Annotated in this window: 21 protein-coding genes; 9 read left to right on the plus strand and 12 right to left on the minus strand. The window is 46.2% G+C overall.

What is annotated here, in order from left to right; translation table 11 throughout:
• The first annotated feature begins 344 nt into the window (after positions 1-344).
• Complete coding sequence (locus tag BEL05_RS08375; RefSeq protein WP_028764703.1) at positions 345-902, plus strand: gamma carbonic anhydrase family protein; 558 nt, start codon at positions 345-347, stop codon at positions 900-902.
• A gap of 3 nt (positions 903-905) precedes the next feature.
• Here the strand turns inward: BEL05_RS08375 and BEL05_RS08380 are convergent, their stop codons facing one another.
• Positions 906-1,169, minus strand: a complete 264-nt coding sequence (locus BEL05_RS08380; protein WP_028764702.1) for a DUF1488 family protein — start codon at positions 1,167-1,169, stop codon at positions 906-908.
• 14 nt (positions 1,170-1,183) lie between these two features.
• Entirely contained in the window at positions 1,184-2,005 is an 822-nt protein-coding gene (gene aroE / locus BEL05_RS08385) for a shikimate dehydrogenase (protein ID WP_069670881.1), read from the minus strand.
• Between the two features lie 170 nt (positions 2,006-2,175).
• Between aroE and BEL05_RS08390 the strand changes: the two genes are divergently transcribed.
• A complete protein-coding gene (locus BEL05_RS08390) occupies positions 2,176-2,604 on the plus strand; it encodes a group II truncated hemoglobin (RefSeq protein WP_069670882.1) in 429 nt (142 codons plus the stop codon).
• Between the two features lie 57 nt (positions 2,605-2,661).
• Here the strand turns inward: BEL05_RS08390 and hemF are convergent, their stop codons facing one another.
• The 3 genes from hemF to BEL05_RS08405 form a co-directional block, all read right to left on the minus strand.
• A complete protein-coding gene (gene hemF, locus BEL05_RS08395) occupies positions 2,662-3,576 on the minus strand; it encodes an oxygen-dependent coproporphyrinogen oxidase (protein WP_028764699.1) in 915 nt (304 codons plus the stop codon).
• An 18-nt stretch (positions 3,577-3,594) separates the two neighbouring features.
• A complete protein-coding gene (gene tsaC, locus BEL05_RS08400) occupies positions 3,595-4,152 on the minus strand; it encodes an L-threonylcarbamoyladenylate synthase type 1 TsaC (RefSeq protein WP_028764698.1) in 558 nt (185 codons plus the stop codon).
• Positions 4,153-4,245: 93 nt separating this feature from the next.
• Positions 4,246-4,809 carry a DNA topoisomerase family protein gene (locus BEL05_RS08405; protein WP_028764697.1) on the minus strand — a complete coding sequence of 188 codons (564 nt, stop codon included), beginning with the start codon at positions 4,807-4,809 and terminating at the stop codon, positions 4,246-4,248.
• A 133-nt stretch (positions 4,810-4,942) separates the two neighbouring features.
• On the opposite strand from BEL05_RS08405, the gene BEL05_RS08410 reads away from it, so the two are divergent.
• Positions 4,943-6,712: a collagenase gene (locus tag BEL05_RS08410; RefSeq protein ID WP_069670883.1), complete on the plus strand. Its 1,770-nt coding sequence runs from the start codon at positions 4,943-4,945 to the stop codon at positions 6,710-6,712.
• Between the two features lie 52 nt (positions 6,713-6,764).
• Here BEL05_RS08410 and BEL05_RS08415 read toward each other — a convergent pair whose 3' ends face one another.
• The 3 genes from BEL05_RS08415 to BEL05_RS08425 all read right to left on the minus strand — a co-directional run bounded on the left by BEL05_RS08415 (position 6,765) and on the right by BEL05_RS08425 (position 9,446).
• Positions 6,765-7,238 carry a DUF494 family protein gene (locus BEL05_RS08415; protein ID WP_028764695.1) on the minus strand — a complete coding sequence of 158 codons (474 nt, stop codon included), beginning with the start codon at positions 7,236-7,238 and terminating at the stop codon, positions 6,765-6,767.
• Between the two features lie 2 nt (positions 7,239-7,240).
• Positions 7,241-8,233 carry a DNA-processing protein DprA gene (gene dprA / locus BEL05_RS08420; protein ID WP_500690798.1) on the minus strand — a complete coding sequence of 331 codons (993 nt, stop codon included), beginning with the start codon at positions 8,231-8,233 and terminating at the stop codon, positions 7,241-7,243.
• A gap of 115 nt (positions 8,234-8,348) precedes the next feature.
• Positions 8,349-9,446: a LysM peptidoglycan-binding domain-containing protein gene (locus BEL05_RS08425; RefSeq protein WP_069670885.1), complete on the minus strand. Its 1,098-nt coding sequence runs from the start codon at positions 9,444-9,446 to the stop codon at positions 8,349-8,351.
• Positions 9,447-9,571: 125 nt separating this feature from the next.
• On the opposite strand from BEL05_RS08425, the gene def reads away from it, so the two are divergent.
• From def to BEL05_RS08450, 5 genes are read left to right on the plus strand one after another with little or no spacing between them, the layout of a single operon-like run.
• Positions 9,572-10,084, plus strand: a complete 513-nt coding sequence (def, locus tag BEL05_RS08430; RefSeq protein WP_028764692.1) for a peptide deformylase — start codon at positions 9,572-9,574, stop codon at positions 10,082-10,084.
• A gap of 7 nt (positions 10,085-10,091) precedes the next feature.
• On the plus strand, positions 10,092-11,066 hold the full coding sequence (gene fmt, locus BEL05_RS08435) for a methionyl-tRNA formyltransferase (protein WP_069670886.1): 975 nt from the start codon (positions 10,092-10,094) through the stop codon (positions 11,064-11,066).
• Complete coding sequence (gene rsmB / locus BEL05_RS08440; protein WP_069670887.1) at positions 11,063-12,343, plus strand: 16S rRNA (cytosine(967)-C(5))-methyltransferase RsmB; 1,281 nt, start codon at positions 11,063-11,065, stop codon at positions 12,341-12,343. Before fmt ends, rsmB begins: the two co-directional genes overlap by 4 nt.
• Before the next feature lie 9 nt (positions 12,344-12,352).
• Complete coding sequence (gene trkA, locus BEL05_RS08445) at positions 12,353-13,762, plus strand: Trk system potassium transporter TrkA (protein ID WP_028764689.1); 1,410 nt, start codon at positions 12,353-12,355, stop codon at positions 13,760-13,762.
• Between the two features lie 28 nt (positions 13,763-13,790).
• Positions 13,791-15,233, plus strand: a complete 1,443-nt coding sequence (locus tag BEL05_RS08450) for a TrkH family potassium uptake protein (RefSeq protein WP_069670888.1) — start codon at positions 13,791-13,793, stop codon at positions 15,231-15,233.
• Positions 15,234-15,244: 11 nt separating this feature from the next.
• Here BEL05_RS08450 and rlmF read toward each other — a convergent pair whose 3' ends face one another.
• Positions 15,245-16,297, minus strand: a complete 1,053-nt coding sequence (gene rlmF / locus BEL05_RS08455) for a 23S rRNA (adenine(1618)-N(6))-methyltransferase RlmF (protein WP_069670889.1) — start codon at positions 16,295-16,297, stop codon at positions 15,245-15,247.
• Between the two features lie 63 nt (positions 16,298-16,360).
• The gene (locus tag BEL05_RS08460; RefSeq protein ID WP_028764687.1) at positions 16,361-16,768 is read right to left on the minus strand and encodes a flagellar basal body-associated protein FliL; all 408 of its coding nucleotides are present in this window, start codon (positions 16,766-16,768) and stop codon (positions 16,361-16,363) included.
• Between the two features lie 186 nt (positions 16,769-16,954).
• Here BEL05_RS08460 and BEL05_RS08465 point away from each other — a divergent pair, with 186 nt between their 5' ends.
• Positions 16,955-17,527: a chorismate--pyruvate lyase family protein gene (locus tag BEL05_RS08465; RefSeq protein WP_069670890.1), complete on the plus strand. Its 573-nt coding sequence runs from the start codon at positions 16,955-16,957 to the stop codon at positions 17,525-17,527.
• Between the two features lie 128 nt (positions 17,528-17,655).
• Here the strand turns inward: BEL05_RS08465 and BEL05_RS08470 are convergent, their stop codons facing one another.
• A complete protein-coding gene (locus BEL05_RS08470) occupies positions 17,656-20,532 on the minus strand; it encodes an immune inhibitor A domain-containing protein (RefSeq protein ID WP_069670891.1) in 2,877 nt (958 codons plus the stop codon).
• Positions 20,533-20,914: 382 nt separating this feature from the next.
• A complete protein-coding gene (locus BEL05_RS08475; protein ID WP_245686964.1) occupies positions 20,915-23,110 on the minus strand; it encodes an MGH1-like glycoside hydrolase domain-containing protein in 2,196 nt (731 codons plus the stop codon).
• Positions 23,111-23,317: the final 207 nt, after the last annotated feature.

Genomic DNA, 23,317 nt, shown 5'->3' on the forward strand with positions numbered 1-23,317 from the left:
TTGGTATCAATCTCTCAGATACCGCCGTTAGACGCTAGGTCGTTGGCTTAGGGATGCGTATTCTACACTTCCCGTTGTTGGCGTCAAGTGATTTTTAAGAAGTTTTTTAACTCTTTCACTTTCAACTCAACTTACTGATTAAATCACTGCTTTTATGTCGCTAAGCGACGCTGTTTGCCGTGTCAGTGGGAGCGCATTATAGGGAGTTATCGGATAGGCGCAAGGCCTTTTTAAAAGAAAAGTGCTACTTTTGCGTTGTTTGCGTGCTTTTTAGCCTGACGAGCTACTTTTTACCCATTATACTGCTATATTCCCAGCACTTTAGGCGTTTTAAGGACTTTTAAGTGACAAACTCTTTACGATTTTATAAGGGTGTTCGCCCTCAGTTTAATAGTAGTGTCTATATTGACGAGGCTTGTGTGCTCGTAGGTGATATCTTTTTAGACACAGACGCTAGCATTTGGCCATTAGTGGCTGCACGCGGTGACGTAAACCATATAAAGATCGGTAAACGCTCAAACATCCAAGATGGCACAGTATTACATGTCACGCGCAAATCACCATCGCGTCCAGAAGGTCATCCTCTTTTGATTGGTGACGATGTCACCATTGGTCATAAGGCGATGTTACATGGCTGCACTGTGGGAAATCGCATTTTAATTGGGATGGGTGCCATTATTCTCGACGGAGCGATAATTGAAGACGATGTAATACTGGGGGCTGGCTCTCTAGTACCACCAGGGAAGGTACTCGAAAAAGGACACCTTTATGTTGGAAGCCCCGCCAAGAAGATTAGACCGCTCACAGAGTCGGAGCTCAAATTTTTACCTGAGTCGGCAGATAACTATGTGCGTTTGAAAAATGAGTATCTAGAGGAGGCCTTACTCAACCTCCCGACTTAGGGTTTACCTTATAAAGATTCGACCTTGCTCATCGAATGCTTCTATTTCGATGAGCGCCTCAGCCTTATCCTCTATATCGAACCGATATTGTTCAAATACCACTAATGCGCTTGCTGGCTCTTCGATTACCTGACCACTTAGCTCACTCAATGACGTTAGGCTGATATAACAGCTTATGTTCATGCCTTGTTGCTGCGCAATAAAATGAACACTAGTTAAGCCAGCAGCCCAATCTGTTGTATCGGTAAAAATGACACTTTGATTCATTATACTTCTCTGGGTTATTGAGCTAATTGCTGACGTAGCGCTGTTAACACTGGTTCCACATCAGCTTCAACACCTCGCCAAAGCGCAAAACTCTTGGCAGCTTGTCCTACCAACATCCCCAATCCATCAATCACCTGCTTGGCTCCCATCTGCTGCGCCCACAAATTAAAAGCCGTGCTCTCTTTGCCGTACATCATGTCATAGCAAACCGTCGTGCGACCAATAATAGCGCTTGGCAGTTTTGGCACCTCACCCGAAAGACTCGATGAAGTTGAGTTAATTATCAGATCAAAAGCCTGATCTAATTGATTCAGTGACCTAGTTTCTATAGAGCCAAATGATGCAAACTCCTTAGCTAGTTTCAGTGCTTTGTCATGGGTGCGATTATGAACCACCAATTGTGTAATCCCACTGTTTAGCAATGGCAAGATAGAACCACGAGCAGCACCACCCGCCCCTACCAATAATACTCTTTTGCCATTAAGCGAGCCCAGATGACGCTCTAGGTCTGCAACCAAACCAAGGCCGTCAGTATTGTCACCTCGTATACGCCCAGTCGCATCAACGATTAGGGTATTAACTGCACCCGCCAACTTAGCTTCGTCGCTCAATTCATCACACAAAGTAAATGCCTGCTCTTTAAAAGGTACGGTTACATTAGCTCCCTTTCCACCCTCTGCAATAAATTCATTCAAGCATTGCTCAAAGCCAGCGGTCGGCGCCAAGATTGCTTCATAAGTCATGTTTTGCTGTGTCGACTTAGCAAATGCTTGATGGATTAACGGTGACTTACTGTGGCTTATTGGATTACCAAAAACGGCATATCTATCTGTCATCAATCTGTTCGTCTTGTGGGTACACGCGTGCTATCAGTCTACTTAGCTTTCTTGGCAAGATAAAGTCGAACCCATTGGCATATTTTTCATTTGGTATCATCATTGAAACGAGCCATCGAATAGGCTAGTGTGCCGAGGAAATTTTTGACTTATCGCAGACGGTTTCGACAATGAAGTGGCTAAAGACATTATTCGGCAACAAACAAGCACACAGAGACCCTAAACAATCTAACGCCTACGACCGAATTGGCGGAGAAAAAGTCATTGCTGCTCTAGCAAAGCAATTTTACATACAGATGCAAAGCAATTGTGAAACTCAACCATTATTAGCCATGCATAAAGCTCCAATAGCCGAATCAGAACAAAAGCTATTTGAGTTTCTCAGTGGCTGGTTAGGTGGGCCACAGTTGTTTCAGCAGAGGCATGGGCATCCAGCCTTAAAAGCCAGACATATGCCATTTGCGATTGATGTGGCAATGCGCGATCAATGGTTGTTCTGTATGCAACGAGCGATTGAAATAGAGATTCAGGATCCACAACATCAGCAAGCCATTTTTCAGGCGATATCAACCCTTGCTGATCACATGCGTAATCAATAGTTGCAAGTTAAGATAAAGGGCTGTTTTTAGCCCTTTATTTTCACCTCTTTACAACACCTAACAGCTTAACCATTCTCTAGGTTTTAAATAATCGTTATAGAGGACCGCCTCAGGACTTCCCTCTTCAGGGGTATAGGCATATTGCCAACGAACCAATGGTGGCATAGACATCAAAATCGACTCTGTTCGCCCACCCGTTTGTAAACCAAACAGGGTACCTCGGTCATAGACTAAGTTAAACTCAACATAGCGACCGCGACGATACAACTGAAAGTCACGTTCGCGTTCACCATACGGAGTATCTTTACGGCGTTCGACGATTGGAGCGTATGCTTTTAGGAAACCATTGCCAACCGCTTGCATAAAGGCAAAGCTAGTGTCAAAACCTTGCTCATTAAGATCATCGAAAAACAGACCACCGACACCACGCGTCTCATTACGGTGCGGTAGGAAGAAGTACTCATCACACCACTTTTTATACTTAGGATAAACCTCTTCGCCGAAGGGTTCGCAAAGCGCCTTAGCACTTTGGTGCCACTGGACAACATCCTCTTCGAACGGATAGTAAGGCGTTAAATCAAAGCCACCACCAAACCACCATACTGGATCCGCTCCCTCTTTTTCTGCAATAAAGAAACGCACATTTGCATGTGTGGTTGGGATATAGGGGTTTTTAGGATGAATAACTAATGAAACTCCCATCGCCTCAAAACTACGTCCGGCCAACTCAGGACGATGTGCCGTAGCCGATGCAGGCATGGCAGCCCCTGTCACATGAGAAAAATTGACACCAGCTTGCTCAAACACCTGCCCATCTGTCATAACTCGACTGGTGCCACCGCCTCCTTCTGCTCGTGTCCATGAGTCAGCAATAAATTCAGCCTTACCGTCGAGACGCGCTAATCCCTCACATATCTGCCGTTGTAGATTAAGTAAAAATGCTTTCACCTCTATGGTACTTGGCTTGCTCATAATCATTCCTTGTTATTGTTATCTTAAAATCTTGCCACTTATCGCATCGATAATAGTAGAGGGCTTGGGTTCTGCACCGAGTCCACCAGCAACCAATGCGTCAATTTTGCCACCCAACTGCTTAATGACCTCTTCTGCTGTCATCGCTGGATTTTCACCCGTTAAATTGGCACTGGTAGACACAATGGGTTTACCCAGCGCTTGGCACAATGCTTGAACACCAGGATGGCTCGACACTCTTACCGCCAGTGAATTGAATTGACCACATAATAAACGTGAGGTCGTTACCTTAGTCGGCATAATAAAGGTAAAAGGTCCGGGCCACTTATCAAACGCTCGTTGCAGTTGCTCTGCTGTAAGTTGGGTTGAATCAATGTAAGGGGACAACTGCTCAAAATCGCTCGCGACTAAAATAAGCCCCTTTTCCCAAGGTCGCTGCTTTAGCTCAAGCAGTTTGCGAATAGCCTCCTCATTGTCAGGATCACAGCCTAAGCCATATACAGCTTCGGTAGGGTAAGCAATGACGCCTCCGGCTAATACAAGATTTACGACGTCAGGTGGATTTTGTTGCAACATACTGCCTAACCTTCTCTAATAACTGTTAGTGGTTTGCCACTGTTTAATGGCTCGAGATTATACAGACAAAGCTAATACTGACAAACGGCTCACTTATAGTGCGCGTTTATATTTGCACTGTTTCTGCGGACACTCGACTCGCATGCCTGCTGCCCCCTTGCGTTCTACCAATAGACTAAAGCCGCAATCGGGACAGACCTCGGCAACTGGGGGGTAGTTCACCAGAAACTTACACTTGGGATAGGCACTGCATGCATAAAAGCTTTTACCAAACCGACTCGTCCTCTGTTCAATAATGCCTTTTTTACAACTTGGGCAAGCAATCGCGTTATTGGCATCCTCTTGATCATGCTTTTCAATATGCTTGCACTGCGGGTATTGGGTACAGCCGATAAAAATCCCAAACCGACCAGACTTTACCGCAAGCTCTGCAGCACATTCAGGACACTCAGAGCCTTCAATAATCTGCGTTTCGATTGACTCATGATGTACTAGCGGCCGAGTGTAATCACAGGTGGGATAGTTATTACAGCCTACAAATCCACCATGCTTACTGTTTTTTACCGATAATTCACAGCCGCACTTAGGACAGAGCTCATACTCCTTTTCCAAGGCATGCTCGTGTGACGTAAACAGTTGCTGATCAATTTTTGACATGGTTATCTCATTGGCTGAATCTTTGTGCATTTTACCAAGCTCTGATACTGCTTGGGAATCGAATAAGCATCTAATTATAGCTAGTCTTTGCCCACAACAAGAGATATATTGTATACAAAAACAAGGAGCCACTATGTTATCTCGTTCACTCATCGCTTTATCTCTACTCTATCCGAGCATAGCCCTGCTCTCAGCTTGTAGCACTGTAACACCAATCGATACAGATCCAGCCATTGCACAACAGCTACAAACCACAGATGTCGATCAGTTCTTCACCCATGGTTCGATCCATACCCGAGATAGCTTCAATCAAGCCGTTAAGCTCATTCAAAATGAAAATGCTCCAGAGCAGCTGGATAGGCAGCTCTATTTTCTCAGAGCATTTAGCTATTTCGGTCCTTTAGACACACTGACGCTCGAAGACCAACAGCGGCTTACAAACGCATTAACCGCATTATCAAAGCGCCAGGTATTTACTAACGACCCTAGGCTACAAGAACATTTCGCCGTTACCCTTTACCGTTATTACAATACTGATGATACCGCTGTATTACTGAATGAACTGCTACCAATACTCAATACGCAGTTAACACGACTCGCTAAGCAGCCAGTCACCAACGCCCATGACTATGCCTTATGGGAAACATTAAGAACTTACGGATTACTGCTAACAGCTGCCCGTAAGCACAATGAGGAAGCGCTAACGAAACAGCTTATCGATGCAGATATTAGCCAAGCACTATTAGCCTTCGCAGACTCTCCCTACAGTATCCGAGCACAAGAAGACTGGCCACGAGCAAACGCCTATTGGGCACTAGGACAATATCGTCTCGCCCTGCCTAGTGGTGAAGATGGCAATGCCACTGCCGCGGAGTTAGCCATAGATACCGCAGTAGCCAAGATAGCCAAAGCTGATGTCGAACAACGTGGTAGCATCGCGAAGAACACATACACACTCGGCTTCCATGTCAACGCTTTTGCTGGACAAGAAAACTGTGAACAGCAGAGTGAAATTTGTCAGATACCAACACTCACCGAGATCTTACCGATTAACCACTCCTGTTCTGCATCGCTATTTATTCTGGCGCAAGATCTTAATCAACAAGAGTTAGCACAGAGCTGTGAAAAGCTGACCTCGCAAGAAGCTAATTTCCACCAATTACTTCAGACCGAAAATAAGCCAACGGCCAACGATGGGAACAAAGCCCTTCGTGTAGTGGCATTCAAAAACTGGAGCCAATATAACGCCTACGGCCAACTACTATTTGATATTCAAACCGATAACGGTGGTATGTATATCGAAGGGACACCATCAAAACCAGACAACCAAGCGACATTTTTTGCTTATCGCCAGTTTTGGATTGAACCAGAGTTTGCCATCTGGAACCTTAATCATGAGTACGTGCATTATTTAGATGGTCACTTTGTAAAGTATGGCGGCTTTGGCCATTTCCCCAGCAAAATGGTGTGGTGGTCAGAAGGATTGGCCGAATACGTATCGAAAGGCAATGATAACCCGTCAACATTCGAAGTGATTAAGCGAGACATAGAAAAAGCCCCCACATTAGAAGAGATATTTGCCACCGAATATAAAGATGGCCAAGATAGAACGTACAAGTGGAGTTACATGGCCATTCGTTTTCTAGTTGAAAAGCACCATGACGATTTTGTACAACTAAGCAGATACCTAAAAACTGACTATTTTGAAGGGTATGAACTATTACTGAGTAAACTCAGCAAACACCAACAGCAATTTGCACTGTGGTTAAATGCTCAAGTTGCTGCCTTCGAAGATAATACAGCGCAAGCCACAGCAAAAATCAACAAACTCAATCGCTACGGTTATCGTGACTATTTAACCCCTAAGCATCTCACGCTAGACAACAAGCATCGGCATTTTTAGCCAGATAAGAAATAAACAAGGAGGCTTTAGCCTCCTTGTTTATTCGATTCCTTTAAGAATGTAGCCTTCCGTCAGGCTGCTCAAAGACGAGATCTTCCATCTGCTCATAGGCGGATTCATTGCCTGGTACATTAAACAACACCATTAAAATCACCCATTTCAAATCTTCTAAAACCAGTGTCGGTTCATCAATTTCCATTACTCGATCGATTACCATCTCCCGAGTCTCGACACTCAATACTTTAATCTGCTCTAGGAACAGTAAAAAACCTCGGCATTCAACATCCAACTTTTCCATCTCGTTCTCGGTATAGATACGAAAGGAGTGCTGATCATGATTGCATAGGTATGGTTGATCACTCTCTTGCAGTGAAGCGAGGCGCTCTAACCAAGACAAGGCCTTGATAATCGCAGACTGATGAAAACCTGCGCGAGTAAGCTCTTGTGTCAACTCATCTTCGTCGACCAACATCTCAACTTCGCTGTGAACATAGTTTTCAAATAGATACATGAGGATATCAAACATGGCTAGCTCCTCTTAAGTCTTATATAACCACCGGGTACTGCTGAAACCCAACCTTGAAGTTCAAGTTCCAACATTTGCTCTAGTACTAGCTCTATCGTTTTTCCACTATGCTCGACCACGACATCTAATGGTGTGGCCTCATATCCTACACTAGCTAACAGCGAGGAAAATGGCAAATCAGAAGCTAACTCCTCCCCTATATGGTGACGCCGATGCAACTCTTCAAGGTGATAATGAGATAAAGCTGCAATCTCTTCTATAATATCGGCCGCCGACTCAACTAACTTTGCGCCATCTCGTAACAAATCATGACAACCTTGATGGTCACCCGCCAAGATATTGCCAGGCACAGCAAACACTTCTCGGCCCTGCTCTAATGCTAATCTCGCCGTGATTAAGGAACCACTTTTTCTGGCCGCTTCAACCACTAATACCCCTAAAGATAGCCCACTTATAATCCGATTACGCTTAGGAAAATTACCAGCAAAAGGTTTCACATCAGGCCAGAACTCACTCACCACACAACCATTGGTTTGAATATCCTTACATAACTGTCGATGACGCTTGGGATAGATAACATCAACTCCTGTTCCCAGCACGGCTATCGTTTTGCCACCCTTGTCGATAGCCGCCTGATGAGCCGCGCCATCTATGCCCGCCGCCATGCCGCTAGCAATGGTAATACCGCACCCCGTTAACTCTTTAGCCAGTTGATAACCTGCTGCCAAACCAGATTGTGAGGCAGCACGACTACCTACCACTGCGATACTAGGATACAACAAAGCATCAAGGTCTCCTTTAATAAACAGCAAGGGCGGTGGATCACTGATCTCCAGCAGTAGACTCGGATAATAGGAATCGGTTTGACACAGGATATGGTGGTGTTTCTCTAGAGCCTGCCAAGCTAATGCTGCTTCAACTCGAGAAAAGTCAGGTGTGAACGAGCCTTTCAGTAGCTGCTCAGGCAAAGGAAGTGCATGGGGTTCATGCGCCAATCTTTGCCTAAGCTCCTCTACATCCATGTAATTCAGTAATTGTTTAATCCGAGCAGGTCCTAGCCCAGATACCGCAGAAACAACTAGCCAGTCGACCAGTTTCTCAGTTATCGATTTACTCGCTTTGTAGTAAAGAGTTCGGTTGTATCAGCTTATCTTTCACTCTCACAGGCTTCTCATTAATGAGTATCAGCCCTAAGCTCACCTTATCAAAAACTTTAAACACCATGAGCTTACCCCGGTAAATGTCAGGCATCTTAATCTCATTATCTGAAGAGATACTTGACAATAGATCTTCATAAGAACTGCGGTCTTCAGGCTTAACAGGATGACCATCACCATCAATCACGATGCCAATGCCATCTCTAAAGATAGAAAAAACATGCCCAGCTTCAACGCCGTCCTTGCTGCCCCTATCAATGTAAACCACATCAAGCTTACCCATAGCACGAACATCGCGCTCTGAGGCTAATACTGATGCCGGTGTTGTTGCCGCTTGTGGCATAAAGTAGGCTGACATCAAAGAATCATCGCCAATAGGCAAAACTCTATAACCCGCTTTGGTTTCACGCAGGTTACTCAGCAATTGCACTTTCGATATCGGACCAGATTCAATCACCCGGCCACTTGCCGTTAATATCGCTTCCTGGCCTAAATCATCTCCCGACTCAGGGCTTACGAATTGGCGACCTTGGGCATAAACACCGAACTTATCGCCAACCACTAATTGTCCTTGCACATAAACGATATCACCCATCACATGATGTTTAGACTCGCTCTCGCCACCTAAAACCATCGGCTGCTCAGCCAACCAAGCGGCATCGACAACACGGTTTTGCACTAAATAGGGTTGTATCAATGACAAATCTACGGCAGGAATCGCGCCACCTTTGGGTAATACACGACCTTCTGGACTTTTGCGTATATGCGGTTTAACCACTAGCCTTGGTTCACCATCAATGAAAACCAAGGTTAATTGATCACCTGGATAAATTAAATGAGGATTGGCGATCTGAGGATTCGCGCCCCACAATTTAGGCCAACGCCAAGGGTCCTTGAGGAAGTATGCTGAAATATCCCAAAGGGTATCCCCTTTCTTCACTACATAAGAATCGGGATGCCCTGACTTCAATGTCAGAGTATCAGCGAAAACGAACGAACAACTTAATATCATTAAACCGAGTAAAATTAGTCGTTTCATGGGGGTATCCATGCTGTTTGCCCTTTATATCGAGCTTTTGCTGTTATTGATTGCCACTAAGGATTAAAATTAATCTATTAGCTTAAGTCAGTATAACCAACTGGCTCAAATTTGACAGACTTGTTAAGAGTTTATGTATGAGTTTACTAAAAGTACTACGTTTTCCAGATGAAAGGTTACGCACCATTGCGCAGCCCATTACAGCATTTAACCCTGAGCTGCAGACACAAATCGACAATATGTTCGAGACGATGTATGAAGAGAAGGGAATTGGTCTAGCGGCTACCCAAGTTGATTACCACCATCAATTAATTGTGATGGACCTGCAAGATGATGTTGAACGACCAAAAGTTTTCATTAATTTGGAAATTATTGAAAAAAGTGGTGATTTTTCAAACGAAGAGGGATGCCTTTCCGTTCCAGGGATCTACGCTAACGTTGATCGTGCTGAATTTATTACTATCAAAGCACTCGACCGTCACGGTAACGAGTTCACTTTAGAGGCCGATGGGCTATTTGCTATCTGCCTGCAACATGAACTTGACCATCTCGAAGGCAAACTATTTGTTGACTACTTGTCGCCACTCAAACGGCAGCGTATTAAACAAAAACTCGAAAAAGCGGCTCGACTAGAAGCAAAGCAAGGATAACTAGCACTTGAAACCACTCAATATTCTCTTTGCGGGGACGCCAGATTTTGCCGCCCGTCATTTACAGGCACTAATCGAATCAGAGCACAATGTCATCGGCGTTTATTCACAACCCGACAGACCCGCAGGACGAGGCAAAAAACTGCAAGCCAGCCCAGTTAAAGCACTGGCATTAGCCCATGACATTTCAGTCTATCAACCTGCGAGTCTTCGTAATGAAGCGGCACAAGCTGAGCTCGCCTCACTCAATGCCGATATCATGGTGGTTGTCGCCTATGGGTTAATCCTGCCTCAAGTCGTGCTAGATACACCTAAACTAGGCTGCATTAATGTTCACGGTTCGATCTTGCCACGTTGGCGCGGAGCCGCTCCGATTCAACGTGCCCTATGGGCCGGCGATGAAGCAACAGGCGTAACCATTATGCAGATGGATATTGGTTTAGATACTGGCGATATGTTATTAAAAACCCATCTGCCAATTGAAGACACTGACACCTCTGCCAGCCTATATGAAAAGTTAGCCTTACAAGGACCCGACGCACTAATCGACGCATTAGCCGGTATTGCTAAAGGGACTCTCAAAGCCGAGCCACAAGATGAAACTCTAGCTAACTACGCAGAAAAGCTCACTAAAGAGGAAGCGCTGCTAGACTGGAACAAGCCAGCGGTACAACTTTGGCGAGAAATTCGAGCATTTAATCCTTGGCCAGCCAGTCACTTCTCACACATGGATGCCACCATTAAAGTGTGGCAAGCCAGTGTCAAAGAACAAGTCAGCAATTGTGAAGCTGGCACCATTATTACCGCCGACAAACAAGGGCTGGCCATAGCGACAGGCGACGGTGTCTTGGTATTAGAGACAATGCAACTTCCAGGCAAGAAAGCGATGCCAGTAGCGGATATCCTCAACTCACGCGGCGAATGGTTTACCCCAGGTTCGCAGTTACAGCACGCAACGCACAGTGAGGCGAAATCATCATGAATTTGCGAGCCCTCGCGGCCAAGGTGATCTTCCAAGTGCTTGAAAAGGGCGTATCACTATCAGTCGCACTACCTGAACAGCAACAAAAGCTCTGCAGCGGTAAAGATAAAGCCTTACTTGCCGAACTAAGCTATGGCGTGATGCGTCATCTGCCTCAACTCGACAAGCTGGTGAGCGATTGCATGAACAAGCCCATGAAGGGCAAGCAGCGCATTGTGCATCAACTCCTGTTAATTGGCTGCTATCAACTCTATTTCACCCGTATTCCTAGCCATGCCGCGATTTCTGAAACCGCTGAAGCGTGTCGCCAATTAAAGTTCGAAGGCTTAGTAAAGGTTGTCAATGGTGTATTGCGCAACTTACAACGTAATCAAGCACCGCTGCCGACCGACAATGAAACCTTAGCTTTTAATACCCCAGCCTGGATAATTAAGCGCTTACAAGCAGCCTATCCTGAGACATGGCAACAGGTCATTGAGCAAAGCCACCAGCGTCCGCCGATGTGGTTGCGTAACAACCAACTGTCGCAAACTCGTGAGCAATATCTAGCGCAGCTCACTAACTTAGAGATCCCCGCGACAGAAGGCAGTAGCGCCAATGCCATACTACTCGACAGTCCAAAAGATGTGGCCATGTTGCCAGGCTTTGCCGACGGCGCAGCATCGGTGCAAGATGGTGCCGCACAATGGGCGGCCACACTGCTGGCCCCTGCCGCTAACGACTTAATCCTCGATGCCTGCGCAGCACCAGGAGGTAAAACCTGTCACCTATTGGAAACAGAGAATAGTATCGATTTAGTTGCCGTCGATTTTGATGTAAAGCGACTAGAACGGGTTCAGCAAAACCTTGACCGCTTATCACTAAACGCAAAAGTGGTTCACGGTGATGCGGCAAACATAGATTCATGGTGGCAAGGGGAGAAATTTGATCGCATCTTGCTCGATGCCCCTTGCTCAGCAACAGGGGTGATCCGTCGTCATCCCGATATTAAGTGGCTGCGCAAGCAGACTGATATTGAAGAGTTGGCCACACTGCAGTCACAAATTTTAGATCACTGCTGGCAGTGGTTAAAACCAGGTGGCACACTGCTCTATGCGACCTGCTCCATTTTGCCACAAGAGAATGCCGAACAGATCAGTGCATTTTTGGCGAGAACGAAAGATGCAACACTCATTCCTATCGCTCAACAACCCAATAGCGATGATGTCGGCTGGCAAATTACGCCTGGCCAAGACAATATGGATGGGTTTTATTACGCTCGCCTGATTAAGGGATAACGTTAGGCTATGAAAATTATCATATTAGGTGCTGGTCAAGTTGGCGGCACTCTGGCTGAAAACTTAGTTGGTGAAAATAACGATATCACCATCGTCGACAACGACCGTGAGCGCTTACGATCACTACAAGATAAGTATGATCTGCGTGTCGTGCTCGGCCATGGAGCCCATCCAGGCGTCCTCAAAGACGCCGGCGCAGAAGATGCCGATATGTTAATTGCGGTGACCAATAGTGATGAGTGCAATATGGCAGCCTGTCAAATTGCCTATTCACTGTTTGGCACACCCACAAAAATTGCCCGAATCCGCTCAGAGCAGTACCTCGCCCTACGCGACAAACTGTTTATCGATAGCGAAACCAAAAACAGTGAAAACCGCCCTCGTGGTGGTTTTATTATTGATGAACTCATCGCACCCGAGCAGTTAGTCACCGCGTACATTCGCCGCTTGGTTGAATACCCTGGTGCCCTGCAGGTATTAGAGTTTGCAGAAGGTCGGCTAAGCTTGGTGGCCGTCAGAGCCTATTATGGTGGCCCACTAGTCGGTAATGCTTTAGCTGCTTTGCGTGAGCACATGCCCAATATTGATACCCGGGTTGCAGCTATTTTTAGGCAAGGTCGCCCTATCATGCCACGCGGTACCACCATTATCGAAGCCGATGATGAAGTCTTCTTTGTTGCTGATAGTCGTCACGTGCGCGCAGTAATGAGTGAGATGCAAAAGCTCGATAACACCTATAGAAATATTATGATTGCTGGCGGGGGTAACATTGGTCTTGGGTTAGCCAAACAGTTACAGCGCAACCATTCGGTTAAGCTGATTGAGCATCGTCAAGAGCGTGCCGAGGCCCTATCCGAGAAACTCGAAAATACCACGGTTTTCTGTGGTGACGCCTCGGATCAAGAGCTGCTGTTAGAAGAACACATAGATCAAACCGATGTATTCATTGCGGTCACCAATGACGATGAAGCCAATATTATGGCTGCATTATTGGCCAAGCGCATGGGCGCAAAAAAGGTGATGGTGCTAATCCAACGAGAAGCCTATGTCGATATTGTCCAAGAAGCGAATATCGATATTGCCATCTCCCCACAACAAGCCACTATTTCGGCACTACTGACTCACATTCGTCAAGGTGATATCTGTAACGTTTACTCCTTAAGACGCGGCGCGGCGGAAGCCATTGAAGCAATAGCTCACGGCGACCCAAGCACCTCTAAAGTGGTGGGTAAACAGATAAGCGAAATCAAACTGCCACCAGGTACCACCATCGGCGCGATTGTACGCGATGAAGAGGTATTGATGGCACACGACAAAACGGTAATCGAACAGGGTGACCACGTGATTCTCTTCTTAGTGAACAAGAAGTTTATTGGTGAAGTGGAAAAACTGTTCCAACCTAGTGCCTTCTTCTTTTAAGCACTAAACGTCACAACCTGAGCCTATTATGCTAAATATTCGGCCATTGCTATTCATTTTAGGCGTGTTTTTGTCAACCTTAACCGCCTTTATGTTTATTCCACTGCTCTTCGCCCTACTTTACGGCGAAGAGACTGTGGGTGCATTTATGATAGCCTCATTGGCAACAGGTACTTGTGCCAGTGCGTGTATGCATCAAGGCCAGAGCCAAAACTTACGCCTTAACATTCGCGATATGTTTCTGCTCACCAGCCTCACTTGGCTCATTGTCAGCCTTTTTGCAGCAATGCCATTTACTCTCTATCACGGCATCAACTATACCGACGCTTTCTTTGAAACCATGTCGGGTATCACTACCACTGGTTCAACTGTACTATCAGGGTTAGATAGCATGGATCACAGCATCCTAATCTGGCGCTCGTTGCTACAGTGGATGGGCGGTATTGGCTTTATCGTGATGGCGGTTGCTATTTTGCCCTTCTTAAACGTCGGGGGAATGCGTCTATTTCGAACAGAATCATCAGATTGGAGCGATAAGGCAGTCCCTCGCACCCAAGATATGGCCAAGCACCTGTTTTACGTTTATATCGCACTAACTGTACTGTGTGGAATTGCCTATCACGCCGCTGGGATGAACTGGTTTCAAGCAATTAACCATGCTATGACCACACTGTCGACCGGTGGCTATTCGACCTCAGACAGCTCAATGGCTGCATTTTCCCACCAGGCTCACTGGGTGGGTACACTCTTTATGGCCGCTGGGGGTTTACCCTTGCTCATGTTTGTCCATATGATCTCACAGCGCTCTATGCGAATTTGGAATGACGATCAGGTCAAAGGGTATTTGTGGTTTCTGTTATTTGTATCTTGTGGTTTAGCCTTCTGGTTGTGGCAAGGTCACGATATGACCCCAGCAGATGCTTTGCGGCTCGCTAGCTTCAATGTAGTCTCGGTCGTCACCACCACAGGTTATGGCCTAACGGATTATACGGCGTGGGGCGCGTTAGCCAATGTCGCTTTTCTATTTCTAATGTTTGCAGGCAGCTGCTCTGGCTCAACCTCAGGCGGGATTAAAATCTTTCGTTTTCAAATTGCTATCTCGATTATGCGCGAGCAACTCAAGCAGCAATTTCATCCCAACGGTGTCTTTAAAGAGCGCTACAATGGGCGCTCGATAACAGAAGATATTGTCCGGTCGTTGGTGACCTTTATTCTGCTGTTTTTGTTTGTGATTGTGCTGCTATCAGTCATTTTAGTGATGACAGGCCTAGACCCTACCACCAGCTTTACCGGCGCAGTAACTGCGGTGACCAATGTTGGCCCAGGGTTAGGACCTGTAATTGGTCCAGCCGGTAACTTTTCAACACTACCTGACATTGCCAAATGGGCTTTAGCCATAGGGATGTTACTAGGAAGACTTGAGATCTTAACCGTAGCGGTACTACTACACCCGAACTTCTGGAAATATTAACCCGTTAGTCATTAGCTACGGTATTTATGCCACAGGATACGTTGCGCTGGTGTGAGAAAGCTCCAAGCTAGTACCCTGGTGAGCTTATTGCCTTGGGCCATCTCAATGGTTTTAACGGTAACGGCACCTACCTGTTTCAACGCCTGGTAACAAGGCTTTAGGTTCTCTTTCTTAGACACCAAACTGGTAAACCATAAACACTGACTGGAAAAATCACCACTCTCTTTAATCATATCTTTTAGAAAACGTTGCTCGCCCCCTTCGCACCACAATTCTGCTTTTTGGCCACCAAAATTTAGCTTTGGCTCAACCAAGTTTTTCGCAGAATTTCTTGTATGACCCTTAGCCTGACGATTGGCTGCAAGGTTCTTTATCTTTCGTTCAGTGCCTGCGCTCGCTTCGGCAAGGGATGAATGAAACGGAGGGTTACATAACGTAAGATCAAAGCGTTCATCGGCATTAATCACCCCTTTAAAAATAGCGTGATGATTGGTTTGCAACCGCAGTGCAACCTTGCCTTGCAGGCTCGGGTTTTGCGCAATAATATTACCGACATGGGCAACCGATACTGGGTCAATATCACTGGCGACAAATCGCCAGCCATAACTCTGCACACCAAGCAGTGGATAAACACCATTTGCGCCAGTCCCAATATCGAGCACCGCAACTTTAGGCCCAGTCAGCAATTTATCTTTACGAGCCAACTTCCCTTTCTCAGCCTCGGTTAGTAAGTCTGCCACATGGTGAATATAATCGACTCTTCCAGGGATAGGCGGACAAAGAAAGCCGTTAGGAATATCCCAATATTGCAACCGATAATGTAACCTGAGCAGAGCCAAATTCAATGTTTTGACCGCATCGGGATTGGCAAAATCAATCGATGGATTACCATATGGATTAGGACGAACAAACGCCGCTAACGCGGGAGTATCTGCAACCAACGCAGCAAAATCATAACCGTCTTTATGTTGGTTTCTCGGATGTAAACTAGATGACTTTTTAGGGCGCTCGACGCGATCAATATTGGTATTGTCTGCTGAGCGCGATGCGCGAGGCTTTTTCATGGGAGATGACCACTATGACACTGCGCCGCCAATTCAGTGAACTAGCGGCAAAAACTAAGGAAATTAATCGTATAGGTATTTAGTAAAAAGTAGATTCACCACCAATGGCTTACCAATTTCTTGCTCAAGCAAGCGGTTAAGGGTGTCGTAACACTCACGACGAATCTCCTCTTTCCCCGTCAGCGATTTAACTTTGTCTTCTGTTTGCGCACCTAAAATCTCAATAATCGCTGCACGTAACAGTGGATCATGGTGCTCTAGCACCATCAGGTCTTCAGGTACTTTCACCATAAGCTCGACACTAATGCGAACAAAGCCTAATTTCTTTCTATTGGAGATATAGTTAGTCACGATATCTGGCTCAAAGCCATAATAGGCATAAGTGTCTACGGTCTCTCCCTCTTCCGCAAAGACGTTGACACTCAACAAGCTCGACATCATTATCAGCAATAGCAGCCCAAACTTTTTCATATCTGATGAACACTCCATTATTTCTATTACATTGCTGAGGTCATGAACCTTAGTCCACAATTGATTTCGCTATTTCTCAATTAGGTTAACGGCAAACACTCTCATTGCTTTAATACCAATCATTACCGATTTCTGGTCGCAGCATGTTAAACTGACGGCGTTTGTGAGCATTGTACCGAGAATTAAATGAGTGTGACTAGCTTAAGCTTCCCTTATGGTGAATCAATCCAATGGTATTCACCGGAACAGATCCCACAGCTGCCTTTGCAGCCTTTAAAAAATTGGCTGTTAGCTTGTGGTAGTTTAACTCAAAAACTCAAGTCTCACTGCAATCAATTTGAAGTAAAGGTGCTAGGCGAAGATATTCTGTCACCATTAGCAGGCGAGTTTCCTCAACAACAGCAGGCTTGGGTGCGCGAAGTACTTTTATGTCTTGACGGTGTGCCATGGATATTTGCCCGCACCTTAGTCCCTGGGACTCTTCTACAAAAATCTACGGCTAACTTCTTAGCGTTAGGCTCTCGTCCACTCGGCGAGCTATTATTTACCAGTGACCAATTTATTCCAGGAAGGATAGAGGTAAGCCAATTTACCCCCTGCGCTAATTTGGCCAGCCTAATCGACTCTGTAGGCCAATCGAAGCAATCATCATTATGGGGACGCAGACGCTATTTTGCTCATCACGATCAAGCATTGATCGTCTGTGAAATATTTCTGCCCGCCGCGCAGGCCCATATAGAGGCCAATAATCTGATTTAACGCATCATAAATAACGCCCCGTATTACACTAGCGTTAGCCCAATGAGCCTATCTCTATTTCTTATTGCGAGCATTGATACCACTTGCATAAAAAAACGCCTCTATTAGAGGCGTTTTTTAGGGGATATCTATGCCCTGCGGCGAAGACCTAACAATAAGAGGGCCGACATGCTTAGCCAACCAAGGCTGCCACCACCTGAGCTTTTTTCTGGTTCAACAACCGGTGGCACAACGACAGGGGGCACAACCACAGGCGCTGTAACGACAACGGCTTGGCTCACTGTTGAAGTATTATTACTTGCATCGGTTACCGTCAGAGTCACCGTGTAGCTTCCTGCTTGATTGTAGGTATGCGTTGGAGATTGCTCTGCACTATTAGTATCGTCACCAAAGGCCCATTGGTAACTTAGCGCACCAACACCTGCCAATGTTGAATCGCTAAAAGTCACTTGCAGATCGCTAGCAACGAAGCTAAATCCAGCTGCTGGCGGTACTTCAACTTTAAGCAGAATAAGATCGGTAGCACGAACCCCTTTGCCATCGGTCACGGTTAATGACACCGCGTAATCATCCGATTCGCTGTAGACGTAGGTAGGAGATGCTTCTGTACTGGTTGCACCAATCACACCAAATTCCCAAGCGTAACTGTAGTTACCATCACCACCTGCCACATTTGCACTAAAACTGACACTGCCAAAAGTTTGCTGGGCCATCACATCCACCGTAACTGGAACGGGTTCAGGCTTGGGCTCCGGCGTAACGGGCTCACCGCTATAAGTGAAACGCACCGTTGCACTGCTTGAATCATTACTTTGTGCAAGCACTTCCATGCTCAAGCCTATCGCTGGCAATATGATTCCTGATTGAGGTTGCAATGGCGCGCTGTAATCTTGGCTATCCTCAAACAGGCTATTAGCATTTAAGTGGTTATCATTGAAGTAGGTAGATTGATTAAACATGCTGAATGTAGCATCGCGGATCTGAGTGGCACTGCCGTAGCTGCCTATTAAATTTTGATCCGCATCGACAACACCAATCAAACCTGAACCAGGATGTTCGCTTGAGTTATTATCAGCCACATTAAAGTCTTCTAACCACAATAATACACCCGGTTCATAAGAGTGACTCGCCAATCCTGCGTCCACGCCATTGTGGCTGCGTAACTGCACTAAATAGCGACGTTCTGCACCAGGGCGATTGTTATCGATACGGGCAAAACCACCAGAAAGGGTCATCTGGCCATCCAACTCTGCGCCATCACTATAAATTTCGCTTGTACCGTCGAGCAGCTTAATCTCATCAATCACCAAACCGTAGTCGCCAACGGCTTGGTCAGTAAAATAGACAATACTGATTTGACGGTTTGAGCCCGCATAACCAGACAGATCAAACGTTAAATCAACCCAACTATCAGCCCCTTCAGCGCCGGGAACATCAGATGATTTACCTGTAATAATGTTCTTAGCATTATTGGTCGGGTTGCTCGCCTTAGTATGATTACCATTTAGTGCGACTCCGTCGACCATCACTTGGGCATAATCATAATCTAACTCAATATTCCAATGTGCCTTCATCGTCAACGTCAATGCAGTACTGACAGGTAATTCAGTAGAAAATGCCGCCGCAGTGCTGATCATATTTCCCTGACCAGAATAATATTGATAACTGCCAGCATAAGGGAGTTTAAAGGCAATATCGGCAGGCGGAAGTTTCACCGCGATCTGGTTAACTTGAGTATTGTTTACGGCTTCAACCAGCGCGACATCTAATCCGTTCGATGGAATATCACTTAGCGTTAATACCTCTTCAGTTAACCACTTACCTTTATATTTATTCTGCAGATAAGAGCGGGCATAGGGGCTGAAGCCAACAGGCTCTGTGCCTGCAATCGCGCCAGTCCAACTACCACCAGACATAATTGACCACGAGCCAACAGGCGAGCCATCGCCTTTATTGGTGGTATCATATTCATCAGGCAAACCTAAATCATGTCCAAACTCATGCACCACAACACCAGCGGCAGCATCAATAGGTTGAATGGTATAGCCAAAGACTTTTTTACCTGTGCCAGGAATAGTGTAACCTGGCGCACTGCCCTCATAGACAAAGAATCGGTGTGACCAAATAGCATCATCACCTAACACCCCGCCGCCCGCTTCTTCACCGATACTGGAATGAAACAGCATCACGTGGTCAATATCGCCATCGGGCTCATCGAGGTTGCCGTCATTATCGACATCATAAGGGTCTTCAACATCATAACTGGCAATTTCAGCACTCGTCATACTAGCCAACGCTTGAGTCACAGCCTCTTTAACTAATTCTGGAACCGCCTTATCACTGTCATCATTATCGGGATCATTAACGCCGTAATAGGCCGCATTTTGGCTCGCGGTATACCAACCTTTAACATCACCCGTAAAAGAGAAACTACCACCGGACTCTGCTTGATAATATTGATACCCAGTCATTAGGTTTTGCCCTTGAGGACCGGTGAAACCTGTGGGAGAGAACATCAGGTTATTATAATGACTGGTGGGATAGCTGGGATAATACATGGCAGTATCACTTGCACTTAAGCGATTATTGTCATGGGGTAAATCAGGGAAATCGATCAATATGCCAAGCACTTTTACCGTCTTATTGATATCGGCATCGGCTTGTGGCGATGCAAAACTCATGGTTCGAATGTTTTTTGACTGTTTAAGACGTTGTCGCTGCTGTTTCTCGAGCGACTCTTGAATCAATAAGCCCTTACTTTGGAAGCCTGACGCTCTATGAGTATAGGCTGCTAGCGCTGCACGCTTTTGTTCATCACTTGCATCAGCGGCCAACTCGCCGCGCTTGACCATCCAGTAAAGAATACGCTCTTCATTAATGACGCCGGCATCTGCTGTCGGTGCTAGAGTGCTGACATCCAAAGGCGCCGCAATGCTTGAGGTGCTCGCTAACATCAATGACAGACTCAGCGCCGTCAATGTCCCCACGTAATATTGATTTTTCATACTGCAAATATCCTTGTGCCTGTCTATTGCTGCTGTAATGACGATCGATATCGATACAACATCGTAGGCATATGCAATGCTAATAATAATTCTAGTCAGAACTTTGAAGGAAGAAGGAAGTTTCTAGCGATCTATACGCAAGGCTCAATGACCTAAGCCTAGGATTAGCGATCGACAGGTATTAGCGTAAACCCTAGTTTAAACGCAACAACAACACCTAAAGTCTGACACAAAACATTAACAGCATTTTGCGCTAGAGAATAGATCCCTACCGATATTTTTCGCTAATTTCCAATATAAATTGGTTTAACAATCGTTAATATGCGCTCACCGCAATGCTCGCCACTTACGCCAGCGAGGCAGCGAACGGTTACGTTGCGCCTTAGTGTAACCATCTGCTGTAGCTTAGTAAAAACACCGATGCGGACCAACTGAAATTGGTGCAGTGTAAACCATGACCCGTTAACGGGTCATAATTCTCACGGATCGGCGCCTGGACTAACGCCCCTTCTGCATGGTCAACCAACTGCCGAGCAAGCTTTTTCGTCAAGGCGCCATAGCCATAGCGCTCAATTCCCTTGAGTGCAAATAGCGTTTGGTCCAACCATACTGGCCCACGCCAGTATTTTGTGGCAGCAAAGGCGGGGTTGTCAGCACTCACGGTCGGAAATGGCAGTCGTGTACCAAAACGCTCAGGAGTGATATGACGAGCAACCATGGTTTGCGCCTGCTCCTCACTCGCCGCACCTGCCCATAAAGGTAACCAACCTTCGACCCCCTTGCCTTGGGCGATCATCAAATAGTCCTTCTGTTTGTTGAAGCGACGATCGTAAAAGAATCCCGTCTTAGCATCATAAAACGCCGTTTGTATCAGTTGTGCTAGCTGGTTAGCTTCATCTTGCCAATGTTGTTGCTCAGAAGGCAGGGCTAACCGCTGAGCTATCTTTGCAAGAAACTGTTTTTCAGCATACAGGTAACTATTGAGATCCACCGACTCCTGTGACAATGAATACCCCAGCAATTGCCCAGTATCATCAAGATTTTCGAGCACCTGTATACCCGCAACATCATCAAATCTCGGTGCATTATCCATACCAGACTCCCATGCTGCCGCTTCAATTATCGCCTCCCGGTTTGGCTTACCTTCTTTAAGATGCGCCGGGTGGTTATTCGCACCATATTCAGCTAAACCATTTCCATCATGATCCCGATTGCGATACCACCACTGATGATAGGCCACCAACTTAGGGTACATCTCAATCAAGAAGTCGCTGCTTTGGCTTGCCTCATCAATCTGCCACACCGCCCAAGCAGCTAGAGGCGGCTTACCATTGCGTTCATTCCAGTTACCGCCACTACCACCGCGACTGGTATCGCGATTAAAAAAGATCGCATCGGGCAAATTACCGGCATCCTGCGGTCGTACCTTATCGTCGGCTGTAAACTGGTAATCAAACATCGCCCGAACATTGGATTTCGCCAACTCGGTATCAAATTGTGCCAGTGCAACGGCTTGCTTCCAGCTATCCCATGCCCAAACACCATTAAACCACTTGTAGGTTACTGAAGGTGTAACCGCATCATGTTTAATCGCTCCTGCCGGACTACGCCAATTATGAATAAGTGTCACCATACTCTTGGCCGCAAGTCGCCGCTGCGGGAGCGCGCCACCTTTCATCAAACGTTTAAAGCGTGATGACCAGCGCTGTTGATTTTGGTCAATCTGCATTGACGCTCGGTGCCAGTCGATAGACCCATAGGCATCACGCTCTTGATGCTGATGAAAGTAGCGCTGTGCTGAACGCAAGGTTAACTGCTGTTTAGGGGCCAAAGCTAAGGGCTGACTCTGCGCTTGATAGCCATGAGATTGATCTAAGGTTATCTGTGTATCCTGTTCAAACAGCAACTGATATTGAGCATCATCAAGCTGCATCGTCCATGTCTCATCGATCGACGTAAAGGACCATTGAACCTGGTTTTCACTCATCTCACTCTGTGCAATTACAGCGTGTTTAGGTAAGTGGGGGTGGCGATTAAAAGGCTGACCAGACCAAGTTAGTTGCCATTGCTGTGGGCTGTTTGACAGGTTAGTTAACGTCGTCGTGATAATTGCTGTGCGTGAGTCGCTGTATTGTAATCGAGTCTCTAAGGCAACATCTGCCCATTGGAACTGTTGCACCAAACCTTGAGGTTCACTATAAATATGCTCAATGGGGGCGCTAGCAAGATCTAGGTGATCACCCGTTTGAAGATTGCGTAATTTTAGTCGCTGTAAACTGTCACTCAGGTGCAAACTATACTCTTGCGCGATAAATAATGGCCCGGTAAAGCTGCCGTAATATGCGGGGTCATTGGGTAGATGAAATCCGTGCCAAGCCCCCATGTCGATATATACCGCAGGGATGACTAAGTTCCCTTGCTTATCTCGCTGCTCCATGGACTGCGGCACGCCACTATAGGGCAAAAGGTTGCGATACTCATGAATTAAAGCCGTTGCAGAGAAGCTACTGCTAAGCACACCAAGCACACCAAGCACAAGTAACGGTCTACAAAGTCTACGCAAAAACGAATAAGTCACAGCAACACCAACATTGAATACAATATGCAGATAATTGCAGGGTTATCGATGAGATGCAAGTTTGTGGCGTTTTTGAGGGCTTGAGGGCTTGAGGGCTTGAGGGCTTGAGGGCTTGAGGGCTTGAGGGCTTGAGGGCTTGAGGGCTTGAGGGCTTGAGGGCTTGGCAATTATATCAAACGCCCAAGCCAATCAAGCACTCGCTGTTTT

The organism is Shewanella colwelliana (assembly GCF_001735525.1).
In the GTDB taxonomy this organism is placed as follows: domain Bacteria; phylum Pseudomonadota; class Gammaproteobacteria; order Enterobacterales; family Shewanellaceae; genus Shewanella; species Shewanella colwelliana.

What these genes read in the sequence shown, in the direction of transcription:
- def (WP_028764692.1), top strand. Translation starts at nt 9,572, where the DNA reads ATGAGTTTACTAAAAGTACTACGTTTTCCAGATGAAAGGTTACGCACC.
- BEL05_RS08465 (WP_069670890.1), top strand. Translation starts at nt 16,955, where the DNA reads ATGAGTGTGACTAGCTTAAGCTTCCCTTATGGTGAATCAATCCAATGG.
- rlmF (WP_069670889.1), bottom strand. Translation starts at nt 16,297, where the DNA reads ATGAAAAAGCCTCGCGCATCGCGCTCAGCAGACAATACCAATATTGAT.
- hemF (WP_028764699.1), bottom strand. Translation starts at nt 3,576, where the DNA reads ATGAGCAAGCCAAGTACCATAGAGGTGAAAGCATTTTTACTTAATCTA.
- BEL05_RS08405 (WP_028764697.1), bottom strand. Translation starts at nt 4,809, where the DNA reads ATGTCAAAAATTGATCAGCAACTGTTTACGTCACACGAGCATGCCTTG.
- BEL05_RS08450 (WP_069670888.1), top strand. Translation starts at nt 13,791, where the DNA reads ATGCTAAATATTCGGCCATTGCTATTCATTTTAGGCGTGTTTTTGTCA.
- BEL05_RS08425 (WP_069670885.1), bottom strand. Translation starts at nt 9,446, where the DNA reads ATGGATACCCCCATGAAACGACTAATTTTACTCGGTTTAATGATATTA.
- BEL05_RS08410 (WP_069670883.1), top strand. Translation starts at nt 4,943, where the DNA reads ATGTTATCTCGTTCACTCATCGCTTTATCTCTACTCTATCCGAGCATA.
- aroE (WP_069670881.1), bottom strand. Translation starts at nt 2,005, where the DNA reads ATGACAGATAGATATGCCGTTTTTGGTAATCCAATAAGCCACAGTAAG.
- rsmB (WP_069670887.1), top strand. Translation starts at nt 11,063, where the DNA reads ATGAATTTGCGAGCCCTCGCGGCCAAGGTGATCTTCCAAGTGCTTGAA.
- BEL05_RS08415 (WP_028764695.1), bottom strand. Translation starts at nt 7,238, where the DNA reads ATGTTTGATATCCTCATGTATCTATTTGAAAACTATGTTCACAGCGAA.
- tsaC (WP_028764698.1), bottom strand. Translation starts at nt 4,152, where the DNA reads ATGTTGCAACAAAATCCACCTGACGTCGTAAATCTTGTATTAGCCGGA.
- BEL05_RS08460 (WP_028764687.1), bottom strand. Translation starts at nt 16,768, where the DNA reads ATGAAAAAGTTTGGGCTGCTATTGCTGATAATGATGTCGAGCTTGTTG.
- BEL05_RS08470 (WP_069670891.1), bottom strand. Translation starts at nt 20,532, where the DNA reads ATGAAAAATCAATATTACGTGGGGACATTGACGGCGCTGAGTCTGTCA.
- BEL05_RS08380 (WP_028764702.1), bottom strand. Translation starts at nt 1,169, where the DNA reads ATGAATCAAAGTGTCATTTTTACCGATACAACAGATTGGGCTGCTGGC.
- BEL05_RS08390 (WP_069670882.1), top strand. Translation starts at nt 2,176, where the DNA reads ATGAAGTGGCTAAAGACATTATTCGGCAACAAACAAGCACACAGAGAC.
- trkA (WP_028764689.1), top strand. Translation starts at nt 12,353, where the DNA reads ATGAAAATTATCATATTAGGTGCTGGTCAAGTTGGCGGCACTCTGGCT.